This window comes from Amycolatopsis cihanbeyliensis (assembly GCF_006715045.1).
GTDB lineage: Bacteria > Actinomycetota > Actinomycetes > Mycobacteriales > Pseudonocardiaceae > Amycolatopsis > Amycolatopsis cihanbeyliensis.
In genome coordinates, this window is record NZ_VFML01000001.1 from 1,969,127 (window position 1) to 1,985,510 (window position 16,384).

Sequence of the window (16,384 nt, forward strand, 5' to 3'; positions counted from 1 at the left end):
GGGTGACAACGGCCGCCCGGCTCAGCCCCCCACCGGCACGACGCCCGACTGGTGCGGCACGGCGAGCGGGGTACCCGCGGGCACCGTACCGCCGGTGAGCTCGTTCAACTCCTGGATCCGCCGGATGACCGCATCGGGTTCGCTGTCCGGGGCGAACCGGTCCGCGACGTCCCGCAAGGTCTCCCCCGGCGCCACGGCCACCAGCGTGGTCTCCGTGGGAACCGGGGCCGCGCCACCCACTCCCTCGGCAAGCAGGCCGAGCCCTGCCACGCCGATGCCCGTCGCGACCGCGAGCGCGACCAGCCACGGCCAGCGCCGCGGCACCCGCCGGGGCGCGCAGCCGACCACCGGCGGCACCCGGCGGCCCGCCACCACCCTGGCGCGGGTCGGTGGTCGTCGCGGCTCACCCCGCCGCCGGGCGGGCACGCCGGTACGCACGGGGCGCATGCCGATGCGACGTCCGGGGTCGACCCGGATGCTCCCGCCACCGCCGGGCGCGGTGTCGTTATGGGGTATCACCTCGCCATGGGGCGCGTCGTCCTGCGCGACGCCACCGACGGCACGTCCTGCACGGTCCACGACCAGCGACATCACGGCCTCCTCCGGCTCTCGGTCGAGGGCTCGACCAGATCGAACACTCGTTCTATCGAACGCCCGTGCGAATGTGTACCACCTGGCACCGACAAAATCGAGTAGCCGGAATCGGCCGTCGTGTCCGGCCGACCGCGTGAAACCGCCCCGACCAGGGCACTCGATGGGTGACAACTACCTGAAGGGCACGGCGTGTCGGTCGAACAGATGTTTGAAATCCCCCGCTCGGGGGGCTAACGTCGGAGATCAGAACGGTGGGCCCACACCGAACGAACCGGAAGGCGGTGCCGCATGGCCGAGAAGAAGTACGGGAAGGGTGTCAAGATACGCCCGCTTCCCGAGGTAGACCCTCCCATTCCCGACATGCTCGAGGATCCCGACGACAGCCTGACCGTACGCCAGCAGCAGGTGCTGGAAGTGATCAGGGCCTGGGTCGACCGCTTCGGCTACCCCCCGAGCGTACGGGAGATCGGCGAGGCTGTCGGGCTCAACTCCACATCCTCGGTGTCGCACCAACTTCGTGCGCTGCAGCGCAAGGGTTACCTGCGCCGCGACGCCAACCGCCCGCGCGCGGTCGGCGTGCTCACCGCGCAGGCCGAGCCCCCGGCCGTGGTGCCGGTGGCAGCGGCGTCCGCGGAGGTCGAACAGCTGCCGCAGCCGGCGTTCGTGCCGCTGGTCGGGCGGATCGCGGCCGGTGGTCCCGTGCTGGCCGAGCAGGCCATCGAGGATGTGTTCCCGCTGCCGAAGGACATCGTCGGCGAAGGCGAGGTGTTCCTGCTCAGCGTCACCGGTGACTCGATGGTCGACGCCGCGATCACCGATGGCGACTGGGTGGTCGTCCGGCAGCAGCCGACCGCGAACAACGGCGAGATCGTGGCCGCGATGATCGAGGGCGAGGCCACGGTCAAGACGTTCAAGCGCACCGACGAGCACGCTTGGCTGATCCCGCAGAACGAGGCCTACGAGCCGATCCCGGCCGACGACGCGACCATCCTGGGCAAGGTGGTGGCGGTGTTGCGCCGGCTGTGACTCGGCCGACCCAGCCGACCAGCCGACCCAGCCGACCAGTCGGCTCCGCCCACTCAGCCAGCTCAGCGCCGACGGAGCTTGTCGATGCCGAAGACGAGCGCGAGGGCCACCCCGAGCGCCACGGCGACGGCGGGCAACGTGGGCAACCCTTCCTCGGCTTCCGGGTCCTGCTCCGCGGCCTCGGCTCCCGCCGCGGGTGAGGCGGCCGCGGTACCGGCCGTTCCGGCGGCACCAGGCTCCGCGCCGCGCGCCGTGGCCAGTGCGCTCGCGTCGCGGACGGCCCGCACCGGCTGACCGACGCCCTCGCTCGCGGACAGCAAGGTGCCTTCCGGGTCGAAGGCGATCGCCTCGCCCTGCCGCTCCTCCGGCAACGGTATCCGCAGCGGTTCGCGCTGCAGGGCGGCGAGCACGTCGCCCTCCGGCGCCGGGTAGAGGTAGGCGTCGGTGTAGGTGCGCAGAGCGAACACGGTCCCGTCCACGCTCGCCGCCGCACCGGTGACCAGCATCGACCCGACCGTCCCCACCGGACCACCCGGGGTGTCGGTGGCGTCGATGCGCAACGAGCCGACGTGCTCCAGCTTGGTCGGGCCGGGGCTGTCGAGCTTCCCCGACGGCCGGTAGACCTCGGCCTTGCCCAGCACGTGCTTGGTGATCACATGCGGGGTACCGGCCCGGTCCAGCAGCAACGCCTCGGCATCGTGCTGCCCGTCCGGGTAGGTCAACCGGTACAGGGTGGCGCCGCCCTCCGGGGAGACCGCGTGCAGCGCGATCGTCTCCCTGCGCTTGTCGTTGTCGCCGGTGTCGGACAGCCACAGGGTGCCGTCGGCCGCGCGCGCCATGTCCTCGACGTCGAACGGGTCGGTCGGATCGGTGAGCACCCGCTCGACCCGGCAGTCGTGGCCGAGTACGAACACCTCGATCCGGGTGCCGCCGTCGTTGACGGCGTACCAGTGGTCCTCGTCGGCGGCCAGCCCGGACAGCTCGGCCAGCCGCTCGTCCCGAACCGTGCACAGTGCCTCGGCCCGCGGTACCGCCGCCGTCGCGGCCGGCGTGAACACCATCGTGCTGACGCCCACCGCTATCGCACCCACCATCGCGCCGAGCCGCCCGTGCCGTGTCACGGGCATTACGGTACTCACCGGGGACGCGCGTAGCGGTGCGGACCCGCGGGGCGGGTGCTACTTCGGCACGCCGCCCTCCTCGTACTCCCGCAGTGCCGCCGCCAGGTCCGGGTGCACCCTGGCCCGCAACCGGGTGCCCTCGGGCGTGTGCTCCTCGGCGAGCACCTCGCCGTCGGCGTGCGCGCGGGCCACCAACTCGCCGCGCGCGTACGGCACCACGACGTCCACCATCGACTCCGGCCTGGGCAGCCGGTCGGCGATGGCCTCGACCAGGGCTTCGATCCCCAACCCGGATCGCGCGGAGGCCACCAGCGCGCCGGGGAGCTGATGCCGCAGCTTGGCCAGGGTGAGCTGGTCGGCCGCGTCCGCCTTGTTGATCACCAACAGTTCCGGGGGCAATGGCTCGACCCGGCTGGCGGTGATCTCGCCGAGCACCTCACGCACGGCGTTCACCTGCTCCTCCGGAGCCGGGTCCGAGCCGTCCACCACGTGCAGCAGCAGGTCCGCGTCGGCCGCCTCCTCCAGCGTGGATCGGAAGGCGTCGACGAGCTGGTGCGGAAGGTGCCGGACGAAACCGACGGTGTCGGTCAGCGTGTAGGTGCGCCGGTCCGGGGTCGCCGCCTTGCGGGTGGTCGGATCCAGGGTGGCGAACAGCGCGTCCTCCACCAGCACGCCCGCCCCGGTGATCGCGTTCAGCAGGCTGGACTTGCCCGCGTTGGTGTAGCCGACGATGGCCACGCTGGGCACCTCGTTGGCCAGCCGCCTGCCGCGCTTGGTCTCCCGGATGGTGTCCATCGAGGCGATCTCTCGGCGCAGCTTGGCCACCCGCTTGTTGATCCGCCTGCGATCGGTCTCCAGCTTCGTCTCACCGGGACCGCGCAGGCCCACGCCGCCGTTCCCGCCACCGGCGCGACCGCCTGCCTGCCGGGACAGCGACGTACCCCACCCCCGCAGGCGGGGGATCAGGTACTGCAACTGGGCCAGCTCGACCTGCGCCTTGCCCTCGCGGGAACGCGCGTGCTGGGCGAAGATGTCCAGGATCAGGGCGGTCCGGTCGATCACCTTCACCTTGAGTTTCGCCTCGAGCTGTCGCAGTTGGCCAGGGGAGAGCTCACCATCGCAGATCACCGTGTCCGCGCCGGTCGACAGCACCACGTCGGCCAGCTCGCGCACCTTGCCCGAGCCGATGTAGGTGGCCGGGTCCGGCCGGTTACGGCGCTGCACCAGGCCTTCGAGCACCTCGGAGCCCGCGGTCTCGGCCAGCCTTGCCAGTTCGGCCAGCGAAGCCTCCGACTGTACGGCGGTGCCCTCCATCCATACCCCGACGAGCACGACGCGCTCCAGTTGGAGTTTGCGGTACTCGACTTCGGTGACGTCGTCGAGTTCGGTGGAGAGCCCGGCGACACGGCGCAACGAGGCGCGCTCCTCGAGCTCCAGCTCGCCCGCGGACGGCTCGCTCTCGATCAGGTCTCTGTGTGTCAGTTCCGTCATCGTGCTTTCATCGTCCCACGATTTCCTGGAATCGCCGAGCGAGTTATCGCGCCGGACCCGACGTGGGTCAGGCGAACGTTGCGTGGCCTGACTACGGGCACGGTCAGCGCGCCGCCCACCAGGCCTCGTCCAGCTCCCCCCTGGCGACCATCTCGGCCGGGCCGGTGAGCGTCGCCACCCCGGCCTCGACGGCCACGTCGACCATCCCACCGGGTACCTCGACCGTGGACCGGCCGGTGTCCGTGCCGCGCAGGTGCAATGCCGCCGCCACCACGGCCACGGTTCCGGTGCCACAGGACCGGGTCTCGCCGACACCGCGCTCGTACACCCGCATTCGCAGCATCCCCTCACCGAGGGAGTTCACGAACTCCAGGTTCACCCCTTCGGGGAACACGTCCCGGTCGAACACGGGCTGCTCGAGCAGGTCGAGGCCGGTGACGTCGGCGTCCACGAACGACACCAGGTGCGGGTTCCCGACATCCACCGCGACACCGGAGAACTCGTTGTCGCCGACCGCGGTGACCGAGCTCCCCACGATCCGCGCCTCTCCCATGTGGACGGTGACGGACCGGTCCGGGTGCACCCGCACCCGACGGTCTCCCGCCCTGCTGCCCACCACGAACTCGGTCGTCGTGACCAGGCCCGCGTCCACCAGGTAGCGGGCGAACACGCGCACCCCGTTGCCGCACATCTCGGCGAGCGAACCGTCGGCGTTGCGGTAGTCCATGAACCACTCGCCCGCGGACTCCACATCCATCGCCGCCGGGCGGGTCACCCTGAGCACACCGTCGGCACCGAGCCCGCGCCTGCGATCGCACAGCGCCGCGACCCGCGTCGGGGTCAGGTCCAACCGTCCGGCCGCGTCGGGCAACACCACGAAGTCGTTCTGTGTGCCGTGCCCTTTGCGGAACTCGATGCCACCCATGAGCACAGGTTACGGGCCGAGCGCCGCACGCACCCGCCCGGCCAGGGACTGGTCGGCCCCTTCGAACCAGTGGATTCGACGGTCGCGGCGGAACCAGGAGCGCTGCTTGCGGACGAACCTCCGGGTGGCGACCACGGTCGCGGTGGCGGCGGCCGTGAAGTCGCCGTCCCCGTCCAGCTCGGCCAGCACCTGCTGGTATCCCAGCGCCCGGGAGGCCGTGCGACCGGACCGCAGGCCACGCGCCTCGAGCGCGCGCACCTCGGCCACGAGCCCCCGCTCGAACATCCGCCGCACCCGCTGTTCCACCAGGGTGTCCAGCTCGGTCACCTCCCGGTCGACGCCGACGAGGCGGGTGCCGTACCGGGGCTCACCCGGGCGGGGAAAGTTCGCCGAGAAGGGCTGCCCGGTGAGCTCGATGACCTCGAGCGCGCGCACGATCCGGCGAACGTTGGAGGGCAGGATGGCGGCCGCCGCGTCCGGATCCAGGCGGGACAGCCTGCCGTGCAGCGCCTCGGCACCGACCTCGGCGGCCTCGGCCTCCAGCGCGGCACGCACCTCCGGGTCGGTACCCGGAAACCGCAGGTCGTCGAGGACGGCCTGGACGTAAAGGCCGGACCCGCCGACCAGCACCGGCACCCTGCCCGCGGCCAGCAGCCGCTCGATCTCGGCGCGGGCCTGCCGCTGGTAGGCCGCCACCGAGGCGGTCTCGGTCACCTCCAGCACGTCCAGCAGGTGGTGCGGCACCCCGCGACGCTCCCGCGGAGTGGCCTTCGCGGTGCCGATGTCCATCCCCCGGTACAACTGCATGGCGTCGGCGTTGATCACCTCCCCGCCCAGCTCGAGCGCGAGCCGCACGCCGAGGGCGGTCTTGCCGGTCGCGGTGGGGCCCACGACCGCGATCGGTCGGCTCGGTCGGCCGGGCCGGTTCACCGGCGCTCCCAGGTCGCCACGTGATAGCCGACGCCGAACGGGGCGCCGGAATAGAGCAGCTCGGTCCGCCACCGGAAGCCGTCCGCGAAGGCCGCGAGCACCTGCCAGGGCACCCTGCCCTGGGCACCCAGCTCGGCGGCCGACTCGGAGTCGAGGGCGAGCAGCGTCGCGGTGTCCGCCGTGCCGAGCGCACGCCCCGCCACCTCGTCGAACCCGGCCGCCCGGTCGTCCTGGCCGCCGGGAGAGCGTGGCCCGTGCCGGTGCGAGCCGTCCCCGAGCACCAGCAGCCCGAGCTCCCCGTCCAGCTCGGCGAGCTCGGCGCCGGCACGCACGCAGTCCTCGACGCCCGTACCGGGGGCCAGCAGCCGCACCTGAACCGCGGTGGCCGCCGCCCGTTCCCGCAGCCAACCCGCGATCAGCGCGGGCAACGGTAACTCGGCCGGGTCGTCCTCCGCGGTGTCGGACAGCGCGACCCGCACGTCGGCCCCGTAGCCGCGGAACCGTCCCCGCGCGCCGGGCTCCACGATGGTCGGGGTGGACACGGTCGGGTCCGCGCCGATCGCGATCCAGTGCCGCGCGGCCGCGGCGAGGAAGTCGGCCGCGGCGAGGCAGGCCCTGCGCACCGGAGCGGTCGATTCCACCGAACCGGGCACCAGTTCGGGTACCAAGAGGGGAGGATGGGGCACCACGACAGCACGCGCGATCACGCTCCCCGACGTTACCCGGAGGCTCGACCGGCACACTGGAGAACGTCGGGGAACGCCGTTCGGAGTACCGCGAACGGCGCTGACCTGTTTGAATGCCGCCAGGGGACAGCTCGTCCCTCGCAGCACGACGACCAAGCGCATGCAGGACCCGGCCCCACAGGTGTGGGGCGCCCGCCACCGGCGGGCCGACAGGCAAGAAGGAGCCGGCCATGGCCGATCACAACACACCCGAGGGCACGGGAGTCCCGGCACCGCACCAGGTGCCCCGTTCAGCCGCCGGGGCAGGGCCCGCCGCGCCCACCGTGCCGGCTGCCGAGCCGAGCCCGGCTCGCTGGGGCCGGATCGACGACGAGGGCAAGGTCTACCTCAACGACCCGGACGGCGAACGAGTGATCGGCGTCTGGCAGGCGGGTACCGCCGAGGAGGGACTGCTGCACTTCGCCCGCCGGTTCGACGACCTGCGGACCGAGGTGGAACTGCTGGAGACCAGGCTGTCCTCGGGGGCCGGTGACCCCAAGCAGGCGCTCACCAGCGCCACCCAGTTGCGGGACGGGCTGCCCGGCGCGGCCGTGGTCGGGGACATCACGTCGCTGCGGGCGCTGATCGAGCATGTGATCGCACACGCGGAGCGGGCACAGGCAGCGGTGAAGGAGGAGCGCGAGCAGGCGCGGGCCGACGCGATCGCCCGCAAGCAGGCGCTGGCCGAGGAGGCAGAGCGGATCGCGGCCGAGTCCACCCAGTGGAAGTCGGCGGGTGACCGGCTACGGACGATCCTCGACGAGTGGAAGACCATCAAGGGCGTCGACCGCAAGACCGACGATGAGCTGTGGAAACGCTTCTCCAAGGCACGGGAGTCCTTCAACCGGCGGCGTGGCTCGCACTTCGCCGAGCTGGACAAGCAGCGGGCGGCGGCCAAGACCCGCAAGGAGGAGCTGATCGACGAGGCGGAGTCCCTTTCCGAGTCCGAGGACTGGGGCCCCACCGCGGGCCGGTACAAGGAGCTGATGGCCGAGTGGAAGGCGGCCGGGCGCGCCCCCAAGGACAGTGACGAGGCGCTCTGGCAGCGTTTCCGCGCCGCGCAGGACAAGTTCTTCGCCCGCAGGTCTGCGGTGTTCTCCGAACGGGACGCCGAGTTCGCCACGAACGCCGCGAAGAAGGAGGAACTGCTCGCCGAGGCGGAGAAGATCGACCCGTCGGCGAACCTGGGCAGCGCCAAGGCCCAGCTACGCAAGATCCAGGACAGCTGGGACGAGATCGGCAAGGTGCCGCGGGAACGCATCCGCGAGCTGGACGGCAGGCTCAAGGCCGTGCAGGACCGGGTCCGCAACGCCGAGGACAGCAAGTGGCGGCGTACCGACCCGGAGGCGCAGGCCCGCGCCGCCCAGTTCCGCGAGCGGGTCGAACAGTTCGAGTCGCAGGCTGCGAAGGCAAGGGCAAGCGGCGACGAGCGCAGGGCGAAGAAGGCCGAGGAGCAGGCCGCACAGTGGCGGGAGTGGATGGAGGCCGCCGAGAAGGCCGTCGCCGACCGCTGAGGATTCTCCGCGGTAAGTGGCTCCGCTGCCTGCGAAAGACGCGGCGAGCGGGCACTCGCCGCGGGGCTCAGGCCGGTGGGTACAGCGTGTACGAGGGGAAGTGCCCGTACGGCCGCTCGCCGGGCGGCCCGGCCGTGACCGCCTGCACCAGCAGCTCGCCGCCGACGAAGGCACCCCGCCAGGACGCGCCCCTGCCGCCGAAGACCTCCGCCCGGTCACCGCGCGAGCGGGGCCGGTTGATGCCGACCTTGAACGCCTGCACCTCGCCCGCGATCCGGTGCGCGGTGGCCTCGTCGTCGCAGGCGAGCGAGGACACCAGCGCCCCGTTGCTGGCGTTCATGGCGGCCACCAGCTCGGCCTCCGTGTCCACCAGCACGATGCTGTCCACCGGGCCGAACGGCTCGACGTGGTGCAGTGGCGAGGAAGGCGGCGGCTCCAGGACGCACACCGGCGCGAAGTAGGCGGAGGTCTCCTGCCCGGGGAGGAAGCGGCCCGAGGCGAGGTCCCCGCGATGGATCGGTACCCCACCCCTCCCGATCGCCTCGTCCACCGTGTCCCGCAGTTCCTTCGCCTTGGTGTCGCTGATCAGTGGCCCGAAATCGAGTGTGGGCAGCGGATCGTCGGGCGCGGCCACCGCGAGCGGGTGCCCGAAGGTCAGCCGTTGCACCGCGGGCAGGTAGGCGGCGAGGAACTCGTCGAACAGGGAGCGCTGCACGACATAGCGCGGATACGCGGTGCACCGCTGCTTGCCGTACTCGAAGGAAGAGCGGATGTGCTCGGACAGCGCGGGCCAGTCGCTGAACTCCCACACGCCCCAGCAGTTCAACCCCTCCTGCTCGAGGATGTGCCGCTTGCCGGAGTCGAGGAGGTCGGCCGCGATCGCGCCGCCGGTACCACGGCCGCCGACGAAGGAAAGGCAGCCGATCATCGGTGAACGCACCAGCGCGTCGGACAGCTCCGCGCCGCTGCCGCTGACCAGCGTCAGCGGCAGCCCGTGCCGGGCGACGAGCGCGGTGGCCAGGGTCAGGCAGTTCACTCCCCCGTCGGTCGGCGCCTTCGCGATCGCCGCGTTGCCCGCCAGCGCCTGCACCAGCATGGCGTGCATCAGCACGCTCATCGGGTAGTTCCAGCTGGCGATGTTGCTGACCGGACCGCGCAGCGGCCGGCGCCCGGCGAGCATGCCGTCGATCTCCGCGCAGTACCACCGGACCCCGTCCAGGCACCGGTCCACGTCCGCGGTCGCCGACTTCCAGGTCTTGCCGATCTCCCATACCAGCAACAGGGCGAGCAGGTCGCGCCGCGCGGCGAGCTCGTCCAGCGCCGCGAGCACCCGCTGCTTCCGCTCCGCGAGCGAGGCCGTGGACCAGGTGCGGTGCTCGTTCAGGCCGGCCCGCACCGCCCTGGTCGCGTCCGGGGCCGCCAGCTTGGGTGGGCCGACGATGGCACGCCCGTCCAGCGGCGAGGTGGCCTGGCTCGGCGTCCCCTCCGCACGCCAGCGCCCGCCCCAGTAGTTGAGCAACCGTTCGGAGTCGAATGCCTCCGGTGCGGCCGCACGGGCCCGGCCGTACACGTCCGTCCACGACGTGCCGGGCTTACCGGCCAGGGTCATCGGGTTCCCCCATCGTTCGGTTCAACCGCCGGTGTTGCCGTCCTCGAGCAGGCCGGCGAGGGCGTTCACCACGCGCAGCGTGGGCACGGGAACCTCGGCCAGCCCGGCCAGCTCGACCACGGCGGTGAGGATGGCCTCGAGCTCGAGCGGCTTTCCGCGTTCGAGGGATTGCAGGGTGGATGTCTTGTGCTCGCCGACCCGTTCCGCGCCGGCGAACCGCCGCTCGATCGACACGTCCGGGTACACGCCGAAGGCCGCGGCCACCGCGAGCGTCTCCCGCATCATGTCCACCACGAGTCCCCTGGTACCGCCGTGCCGGCAGATGCCGGCCATGGTGGCCCTGGTGAGCGCGCTGATCGGGTTGAAGGCGATATTGCCCATCAGCTTGATCCAGATGTCCCGGCGCAGGTCCGGTTCGACCGGGCACTTCAGACCTCCGGCGACCATCGCGTCGGCGAACTCGTTACACCGTGCCGAGTCCGTACCGTCCGGCTCGCCTATGGACAGCCGGGTCCCCTCGAGGTGCCGGATCCGCCCCGGCGCGACGATCTCGGTCGCGGCATACACCACGCAGCCGATCGCCCGGGACAAGGGCAGTGCCGCGCTCACCGCACCGCCGGGATCCACGCTCTCCACCCTGCGCCCCTGGAACGGGCCCGGCAGCCGGTGGAAGTACCACCAGGGAATCCCGTTCTGCGCGGCGATGAGCGTGGTCCGCTCGTGCAACATCGGCGCGACCAGCGGCCCCGCCTGCGCGTACTGGTCGGCTTTCAAGCCGAGAAAGACATGATCCACCGGACCGACCTCGTTCGGGTCGTCGGTGGCCCGCGGCCTGCTTTCGAAGTCACCACGTGGACTGTGCACCCGCACGCCCGACTCGCGGATCGCCTGCAGGTGTGCGCCACGCGCGACGAGGAAGACCTCGACTCCGGCGCGGCAGAGGCTGGCGCCGACATACGCGCCGATGGCGCCGGCACCGAGAACAGCGACTCTCACGGCAGCTCCGTCCCTGTGCGTTCGGACGAACGTATTCAGTATACAGTATGGCACTCTCCGGTCAATGCCGCCGCGCACCGCGGGAGGAACGATGAACGCACTCGCGGAATGGACCTCGGCGGCGTGCTCCGATCTCGACCTCACCGAGGAGCCGGACTGCGCGCTGATCGCGGATATCGCGGCGTACCGGCTCACCGCACTGGCCGCACGGCGGCCCGGAATCGACTGGCGCGACTGAAGAACCAGCCCGTCGACGATCACCCCTGGACAAGCGGGCAAGGGCGGAGCACTATAAGCACATATCGTATGCAGTATTCGGTAGCCACAATGCGTGAGGAGATGAGGACGCACATGGCAGTCGACGGCGAACCAGAGCTGATCTCCGGCGGCCACCTGGTGGCGAAGGCACTGAAGGCCGAGGGCGTCGAGGTCGTCTTCACCCTCTGTGGCGGGCACATCATCGACATCTACGACGGATGCGTCGATGAGGGCATCGACGTGCTCGACGTACGGCACGAGCAGGTGGCGGCGCACGCGGCCGACGGCTACGCGCGGATCACCGGCAAACCGGGCTGCGCCGTGGTCACCGCCGGCCCGGGCACGACCGACGCGGTGACCGGTGTCGCGAACGCGCTGCGCGCGGAGAGCCCGATGTTGCTGATCGGCGGCCAGGGGGCGTTGACCCAGCACAAGATGGGCTCGCTACAGGATCTGCCGCACGTGGACATGATGAATCCGATCACCAAGTTCGCCGCGACCGTGCCGGCGACCGAACGCGTCGCGGACCTCGTCTCGATGGCCTTCCGCGAGTGTTACCACGGCGCGCCCGGGCCCTCCTTCCTGGAGATCCCGCGGGACGTGCTGGATGCCGAGGTGCCTGCCGCGACGGCACGGGTTCCCGCGGCAGGCCACTATCGCGCTTCCACCCGCAGCGCCGGTGACCCCGAGGCGATCGAGCGGCTGGCCGATCTTGTGGTGCGGGCGGAGAAGCCGTGCGTGTTGCTGGGCAACCAGGTGTGGACCTGCCGGGCCACCGAGGCGGCGACCGAGTTCGTCCGCAGGCTCAACGTTCCCGCGTTCATGAACGGGTCCGGGCGCGGCACGCTCGCCCCCGGCGACCCCCACCACCTACAGCTCGCCCGCAGGTACGCCTTCCAGAACTCGGACCTGATCATCATCATCGGCACCCCCTTCGACTTCCGGATGGGATACGGCCGCAGGCTCTCGGGCGAGGCCACGGTGGTGCAGATCGACCTCGACTACCGCACGGTGGGCAAGAACCGGGATGTCGACCTGGGCATCGTCGGGGATGCCGGGCTGGTGCTGTCCGCGGTCACCCAGGCGGCCGGCAGGGTGGACAACGGTGCCGTGGCCCGCAAGGCCTGGCTGGACGAGCTGCGCGGGGTGGAGACCCAGGCGTACGAGAAACGGCTGCCCCGCCAGCTCTCCGATTCCACCCCGATCGACCCGTACCGGCTGGTGCACGAGATCAACGAGTTCCTCACCCCCGACTCGATCTACATCGGTGACGGCGGGGACATCGTGACCTTCTCCGGTCAGGTCGTACAGCCGAAGTCGCCGGGACACTGGATGGATCCCGGTCCACTCGGGACACTCGGTGTCGGTGTCCCGTTCGTACTGGCCGCCAAGTACGCCAGGCCGGAGAAGGAAATCGTCTGCCTGTTCGGCGACGGGGCGTTCAGCCTCACCGGCTGGGACTTCGAGACGCTGGTGCGGTTCGACCTGCCGTTCATCGGCATCATCGGGAACAACTCCTCGATGAACCAGATCCGCTACGGCCAGATCCAGAAGTACGGCGAGGGCAGGGGCAGGGTGGGCAACACCCTCGGCGACGTCCCCTACGGCGAGTTCGCCCGGATGCTGGGCGGCTACGGCGAGGAGGTGACCGATCCCGCCGGCATCCGGCCCGCGCTGGAACGTGCCCGCGAGTCCGGCAAACCGTCCCTGATCAACGTCTGGGTCGATCCCGAGGTCTACGCGCCGGGAACGATGAACCAGACCATGTACAAGTAGCGGCCCGAGAGGAGAACCGCCATGCGAAAAGCGCTCGACGGTGTTCGCGTTCTCGACATGACACATGTCCAGTCCGGGCCGTCCTGCACGCAGATCCTGGCCTGGCTCGGCGCGGACGTGGTCAAGCTGGAGGCGCCGGCCGGCGACATCACCCGCAAGCAGCTACGTGATCTACCCGATGTGGACAGTCTCTATTTCACGATGCTGAACTGCAACAAGCGCAGCATCACGCTGAACATGAAGAGCGACCAGGGTAAGGAACTGTTCACCGACCTGGTCTCCCGGTTCGACATCCTCGCCGAGAACTTCGGCCCCGGTGCCGTGGACCGGATGGGGTTCGGCTGGGAGCGGCTGCGGGAGATCAACCCGAGACTGATCTACGCCTCGATCAAGGGATTCGGCGAGGGCCCCTACACCCACTACAAGGCCTACGAGGTGGTGGCGCAGGCAATGGGCGGGTCGATGAGCACCACCGGTTTCGAGGACGGCCCCCCGCTGGCCACCGGGGCCCAGATCGGTGACTCCGGTACCGGAATCCACACCGTGGCGGGCATCCTCGCGGCGCTGTACCAGCGCGAGCACACCGGCAGGGGCCAGCGGGTGACGGTAGCCATGCAACACGCGGTGCTGAACCTGTGCCGAGTCAAGCTGCGCGACCAGCAACGGCTCACCCACGGGCCACTCGCGGAGTACCCGAACGACGAGTTCGGCGACGAGGTCCCCCGTTCCGGCAACGCCTCGGGCGGCGGCCAGCCGGGCTGGGCGGTCAAGTGCGCGCCGGGCGGCCCCAACGACTACATCTACGTCATCGTCCAGCCCACGGGCTGGGAGCCGATCAGCAAACTGATCGGCAGGCCGGAACTCGCGGACGACCCGGAGTGGAACACCCCGAAGGCGCGATTGTCCAAGCTGGACAAGATGTTCCAGATGATCGAGGAGTGGAGCATCGGGCACGGCAAGTGGGAGGTGCTCGCGAAGCTCAACGAGCACAACATCCCGTGCGGTCCGATCCTGTCCACGAAGGAGATCATCGAGGACGAGTCGCTGGCCGCGAACGACATGGTCGTGCGTGTCCCGCACCCCGAACGCGGCGACTTCGCCACGGTCGGATGCCCGATCAAGCTGTCCGAGTCCTCGGTCGACGTCACCCCCTCACCGCTGCTCGGCGAGCACAACGAGGACGTCTACCTGCGCGAGCTCGGCCTTGCCCCAGGCCGGATCGCGGAGCTCGAAGCGAATGGAGTGATCTGATCGATGACCGTAGACAGGAACGAGGCCGCCGTACGGGCGACCCTTGACGAGGTCCGCGCCGAGGGACGGCAGGCGCTGACCGCGCCCGAGGCCAGGCGGGTCTGCGACGCCTACGGCATCACCACCCCTGCCGAGGGTCTGGCCACCACGGCGGCGGAGGCGGCGAGCCTGGCTGAGGAGATCGGCGGGCCGGTGGTCTGCAAGATCGTGTCACCGCAGATCCTGCACAAGACCGAGGCCGGTGGCGTACTCGTCGGCGTCGAGGGTGCGGCAGCGGCACGGGAGGCGTTCGAGACGATCGTGGCGAACGCCACGCACTACGACTCCTCCGCCACGATCACCGGCGTCCAGGTGCAGCGGTTGCTCGCCGGTGGCCAGGAGGTCATCATCGGCGCCACCACCGATCCGACCTTCGGTAAGGTCATGGTCTTCGGGCTCGGCGGCGTGCTGGTCGAAGTACTCAAGGACGTCACCTTCCGGCTCGCCCCGCTCCAGCGGGCGGAGGCTCGGGCCATGGTCGAGGACATCGAAGCCGCCGAGGTCCTGCGTGGAGCCCGCGGTGCCGATCCGGTCGACCTTGACGCGCTGGCCGAGATGGTCCGCACGGTGTCGGAACTGGTCACCGACTTCCCGGAGATCAGCGAGATCGACCTGAACCCGGTGTTCGCCACCGCGGGCGGCGCGAGCGCGGCTGATGTCCGGATCCTGGTCGAGACCGGTGAGGTGACCCGGCCGGTGCGCCACCCGCGGGAGGAGATCCTGCGGGTGATGGACCGGATGATGAACCCCCGCTCGGTCGCCGTCATCGGGGCCTCCGCGGAGGAGGGCAAGATCGGCAACTCGGTGCTGAAGAACCTGATCAACGGCGGGTACGCGGGCGAGATCTACCCGATCAACCCCAAGGCCGACGACATTCTCGGCCGCAAGGCCTACCCCTCCATCACCGACGTGCCCGGTGAGGTGGACGTGGCCGTGTTCGCCGTGCCGGCGAAGTTCGTGCCGGACACCCTGGAGGCCTGCGGGCGGAAGGGGGTGCCGGCCGCGGTGCTGATCCCCTCCGGGTTCGCCGAGACCGGCAACGTGGAGTTGCAGAACACGGTGGTGGAAATCGCCCGACGGAACGGAGTCAGGCTGCTCGGCCCGAACATCTACGGCTACTACTACACGCCGCGGAACCTGTGCGCGACCTTTTGCACGCCATACGACGTGCGTGGCGGGGTGGCGCTGACCTCACAGAGCGGCGGCATCGGGATGGCGATCCTCGGCTTCAGCCGGACCACCAAGATGGGCGTCTCGGCCATCGTCGGGCTCGGCAACAAGTCCGATGTGGATGAGGATGATCTGCTGACCTACTTCGAGCAGGACGAGAACACCCAGTGCGTGGCCATGCACCTCGAGGACCTCAAGGACGGCAGGGCCTTCGTCGACGCGGCCAAGCGGATGACGAAGAAGAAGCCGGTGGTGGTGCTCAAGGCCGGCCGCACGGCGATGGGCGCGCGGGCGGCCGGCTCGCACACGGGCGCGCTGGCCGGCGACGACAAGGTGTACGACGACGTGCTGCGCCAGGCCGGGGTGGTCCGCGCGCCCGGCCTGCACGAGATGCTCGAGTACGCCAGGGGCCTGCCGATACTGCCCACCCCGCAGGGAGAGAACGTCGTGATCATCACCGGCGCGGGCGGCTCGGGGGTACTGCTCTCCGACGCCTGCGTGGACAACGGACTGTCCTTGATGGATATACCGCCGGATCTCGACGAGTCGTTCCGGCGCTTCATCCCGCCATTCGGTGCGGCCGGTAACCCGATCGACATCACCGGCGGGGAGCCACCCTCGACCTACGAGGCGACGATCCGGCTCGGCCTGGAGGATCCGCGGATCCATGCCCTGATCCTCGGGTACTGGCACACGATCGTCACCCCGCCGATGGTGTTCGCGGAGTTGACCGCCAGGGTGGTCGGGGAGGCGAGGGCACAGGGAGTCGACAAGCCGGTCGTCGCCTCGCTCGCCGGTGACACCGAGGTGGAGAAGGCCTGCGAGTACCTGTTCGATCACCGGATCGTGGCCTACCCGTACACCACGGAGCGGCCGGTGGCCGTGCTCGGCGCGAAGTACCGGTGGGCCCGCTCCGCCGGGCTGCTCGGCCGCTGAACCGGCGGGCCCAGGGGCGGTCT

At 70.5% G+C, this 16,384-nt stretch carries 14 protein-coding genes; 6 read left to right on the plus strand and 8 right to left on the minus strand.

Annotated features, from left to right (window positions below):
- Positions 1–21 precede the first annotated feature (21 nt).
- Complete coding sequence (locus FB471_RS08550) at positions 22–591, minus strand: hypothetical protein (RefSeq protein WP_141996786.1); 570 nt, start codon at positions 589–591, stop codon at positions 22–24.
- A gap of 363 nt (positions 592–954) precedes the next feature.
- Between FB471_RS08550 and lexA the strand changes: the two genes are divergently transcribed.
- The gene (gene lexA, locus FB471_RS08555; protein ID WP_211357989.1) at positions 955–1,620 is read left to right on the plus strand and encodes a transcriptional repressor LexA; all 666 of its coding nucleotides are present in this window, start codon (positions 955–957) and stop codon (positions 1,618–1,620) included.
- Between the two features lie 62 nt (positions 1,621–1,682).
- On the opposite strand, the gene FB471_RS08560 is transcribed toward lexA, so the two are convergent.
- The 5 genes from FB471_RS08560 to FB471_RS08580 form a co-directional block, all read right to left on the minus strand.
- Positions 1,683–2,747, minus strand: coding sequence for a hypothetical protein (locus FB471_RS08560; protein ID WP_425457044.1), 1,065 nt, complete (start codon positions 2,745–2,747; stop codon positions 1,683–1,685).
- A 51-nt stretch (positions 2,748–2,798) separates the two neighbouring features.
- Positions 2,799–4,232 (minus strand): GTPase HflX, encoded by a 1,434-nt coding sequence (gene hflX / locus FB471_RS08565; RefSeq protein ID WP_141996788.1) that lies wholly within the window; start codon positions 4,230–4,232, stop codon positions 2,799–2,801.
- A gap of 103 nt (positions 4,233–4,335) precedes the next feature.
- Positions 4,336–5,157 carry a diaminopimelate epimerase gene (gene dapF / locus FB471_RS08570; RefSeq protein ID WP_141996789.1) on the minus strand — a complete coding sequence of 274 codons (822 nt, stop codon included), beginning with the start codon at positions 5,155–5,157 and terminating at the stop codon, positions 4,336–4,338.
- 9 nt (positions 5,158–5,166) lie between these two features.
- Positions 5,167–6,087, minus strand: coding sequence for a tRNA (adenosine(37)-N6)-dimethylallyltransferase MiaA (gene miaA, locus FB471_RS08575; RefSeq protein ID WP_141996790.1), 921 nt, complete (start codon positions 6,085–6,087; stop codon positions 5,167–5,169).
- Positions 6,084–6,794, minus strand: a complete 711-nt coding sequence (locus tag FB471_RS08580) for a class III extradiol dioxygenase subunit B-like domain-containing protein (protein ID WP_141996791.1) — start codon at positions 6,792–6,794, stop codon at positions 6,084–6,086. The genes miaA and FB471_RS08580 overlap by 4 nt, the downstream gene beginning before the upstream one ends.
- A 209-nt stretch (positions 6,795–7,003) precedes the next feature.
- On the opposite strand from FB471_RS08580, the gene FB471_RS08585 reads away from it, so the two are divergent.
- Entirely contained in the window at positions 7,004–8,326 is a 1,323-nt protein-coding gene (locus FB471_RS08585) for a DUF349 domain-containing protein (protein ID WP_141996792.1), read from the plus strand.
- Between the two features lie 67 nt (positions 8,327–8,393).
- Here FB471_RS08585 and FB471_RS08590 read toward each other — a convergent pair whose 3' ends face one another.
- The gene (locus tag FB471_RS08590) at positions 8,394–9,935 is read right to left on the minus strand and encodes an aldehyde dehydrogenase family protein (protein WP_141996793.1); all 1,542 of its coding nucleotides are present in this window, start codon (positions 9,933–9,935) and stop codon (positions 8,394–8,396) included.
- A gap of 21 nt (positions 9,936–9,956) precedes the next feature.
- Positions 9,957–10,931 carry a 2-dehydropantoate 2-reductase gene (locus FB471_RS08595; protein WP_141996794.1) on the minus strand — a complete coding sequence of 325 codons (975 nt, stop codon included), beginning with the start codon at positions 10,929–10,931 and terminating at the stop codon, positions 9,957–9,959.
- A gap of 91 nt (positions 10,932–11,022) precedes the next feature.
- Here FB471_RS08595 and FB471_RS34030 point away from each other — a divergent pair, with 91 nt between their 5' ends.
- From FB471_RS34030 to FB471_RS08610, 4 genes are all read left to right on the plus strand, one after another.
- Positions 11,023–11,169: a hypothetical protein gene (locus FB471_RS34030; protein ID WP_170220753.1), complete on the plus strand. Its 147-nt coding sequence runs from the start codon at positions 11,023–11,025 to the stop codon at positions 11,167–11,169.
- Positions 11,170–11,282: 113 nt separating this feature from the next.
- Complete coding sequence (locus tag FB471_RS08600; protein ID WP_141996795.1) at positions 11,283–12,965, plus strand: thiamine pyrophosphate-binding protein; 1,683 nt, start codon at positions 11,283–11,285, stop codon at positions 12,963–12,965.
- Between the two features lie 21 nt (positions 12,966–12,986).
- Complete coding sequence (frc, locus tag FB471_RS08605) at positions 12,987–14,216, plus strand: formyl-CoA transferase (RefSeq protein WP_141996796.1); 1,230 nt, start codon at positions 12,987–12,989, stop codon at positions 14,214–14,216.
- Between the two features lie 3 nt (positions 14,217–14,219).
- Positions 14,220–16,361: an acetate--CoA ligase family protein gene (locus tag FB471_RS08610; protein ID WP_141996797.1), complete on the plus strand. Its 2,142-nt coding sequence runs from the start codon at positions 14,220–14,222 to the stop codon at positions 16,359–16,361.
- Positions 16,362–16,384: the final 23 nt, after the last annotated feature.

Coding starts and splice junctions, on each gene's coding strand:
- FB471_RS08550 (WP_141996786.1), bottom strand. CDS start 591: ATGTCGCTGGTCGTGGACCGTGCAGGACGTGCCGTCGGTGGCGTCGCG.
- lexA (WP_211357989.1), top strand. CDS start 955: ATGCTCGAGGATCCCGACGACAGCCTGACCGTACGCCAGCAGCAGGTG.
- FB471_RS08560 (WP_425457044.1), bottom strand. CDS start 2,747: ATGCCCGTGACACGGCACGGGCGGCTCGGCGCGATGGTGGGTGCGATA.
- hflX (WP_141996788.1), bottom strand. CDS start 4,232: ATGACGGAACTGACACACAGAGACCTGATCGAGAGCGAGCCGTCCGCG.
- dapF (WP_141996789.1), bottom strand. CDS start 5,157: ATGGGTGGCATCGAGTTCCGCAAAGGGCACGGCACACAGAACGACTTC.
- FB471_RS08585 (WP_141996792.1), top strand. CDS start 7,004: ATGGCCGATCACAACACACCCGAGGGCACGGGAGTCCCGGCACCGCAC.
- FB471_RS08590 (WP_141996793.1), bottom strand. CDS start 9,935: ATGACCCTGGCCGGTAAGCCCGGCACGTCGTGGACGGACGTGTACGGC.
- FB471_RS34030 (WP_170220753.1), top strand. CDS start 11,023: ATGAACGCACTCGCGGAATGGACCTCGGCGGCGTGCTCCGATCTCGAC.
- FB471_RS08600 (WP_141996795.1), top strand. CDS start 11,283: ATGGCAGTCGACGGCGAACCAGAGCTGATCTCCGGCGGCCACCTGGTG.
- frc (WP_141996796.1), top strand. CDS start 12,987: ATGCGAAAAGCGCTCGACGGTGTTCGCGTTCTCGACATGACACATGTC.
- FB471_RS08610 (WP_141996797.1), top strand. CDS start 14,220: ATGACCGTAGACAGGAACGAGGCCGCCGTACGGGCGACCCTTGACGAG.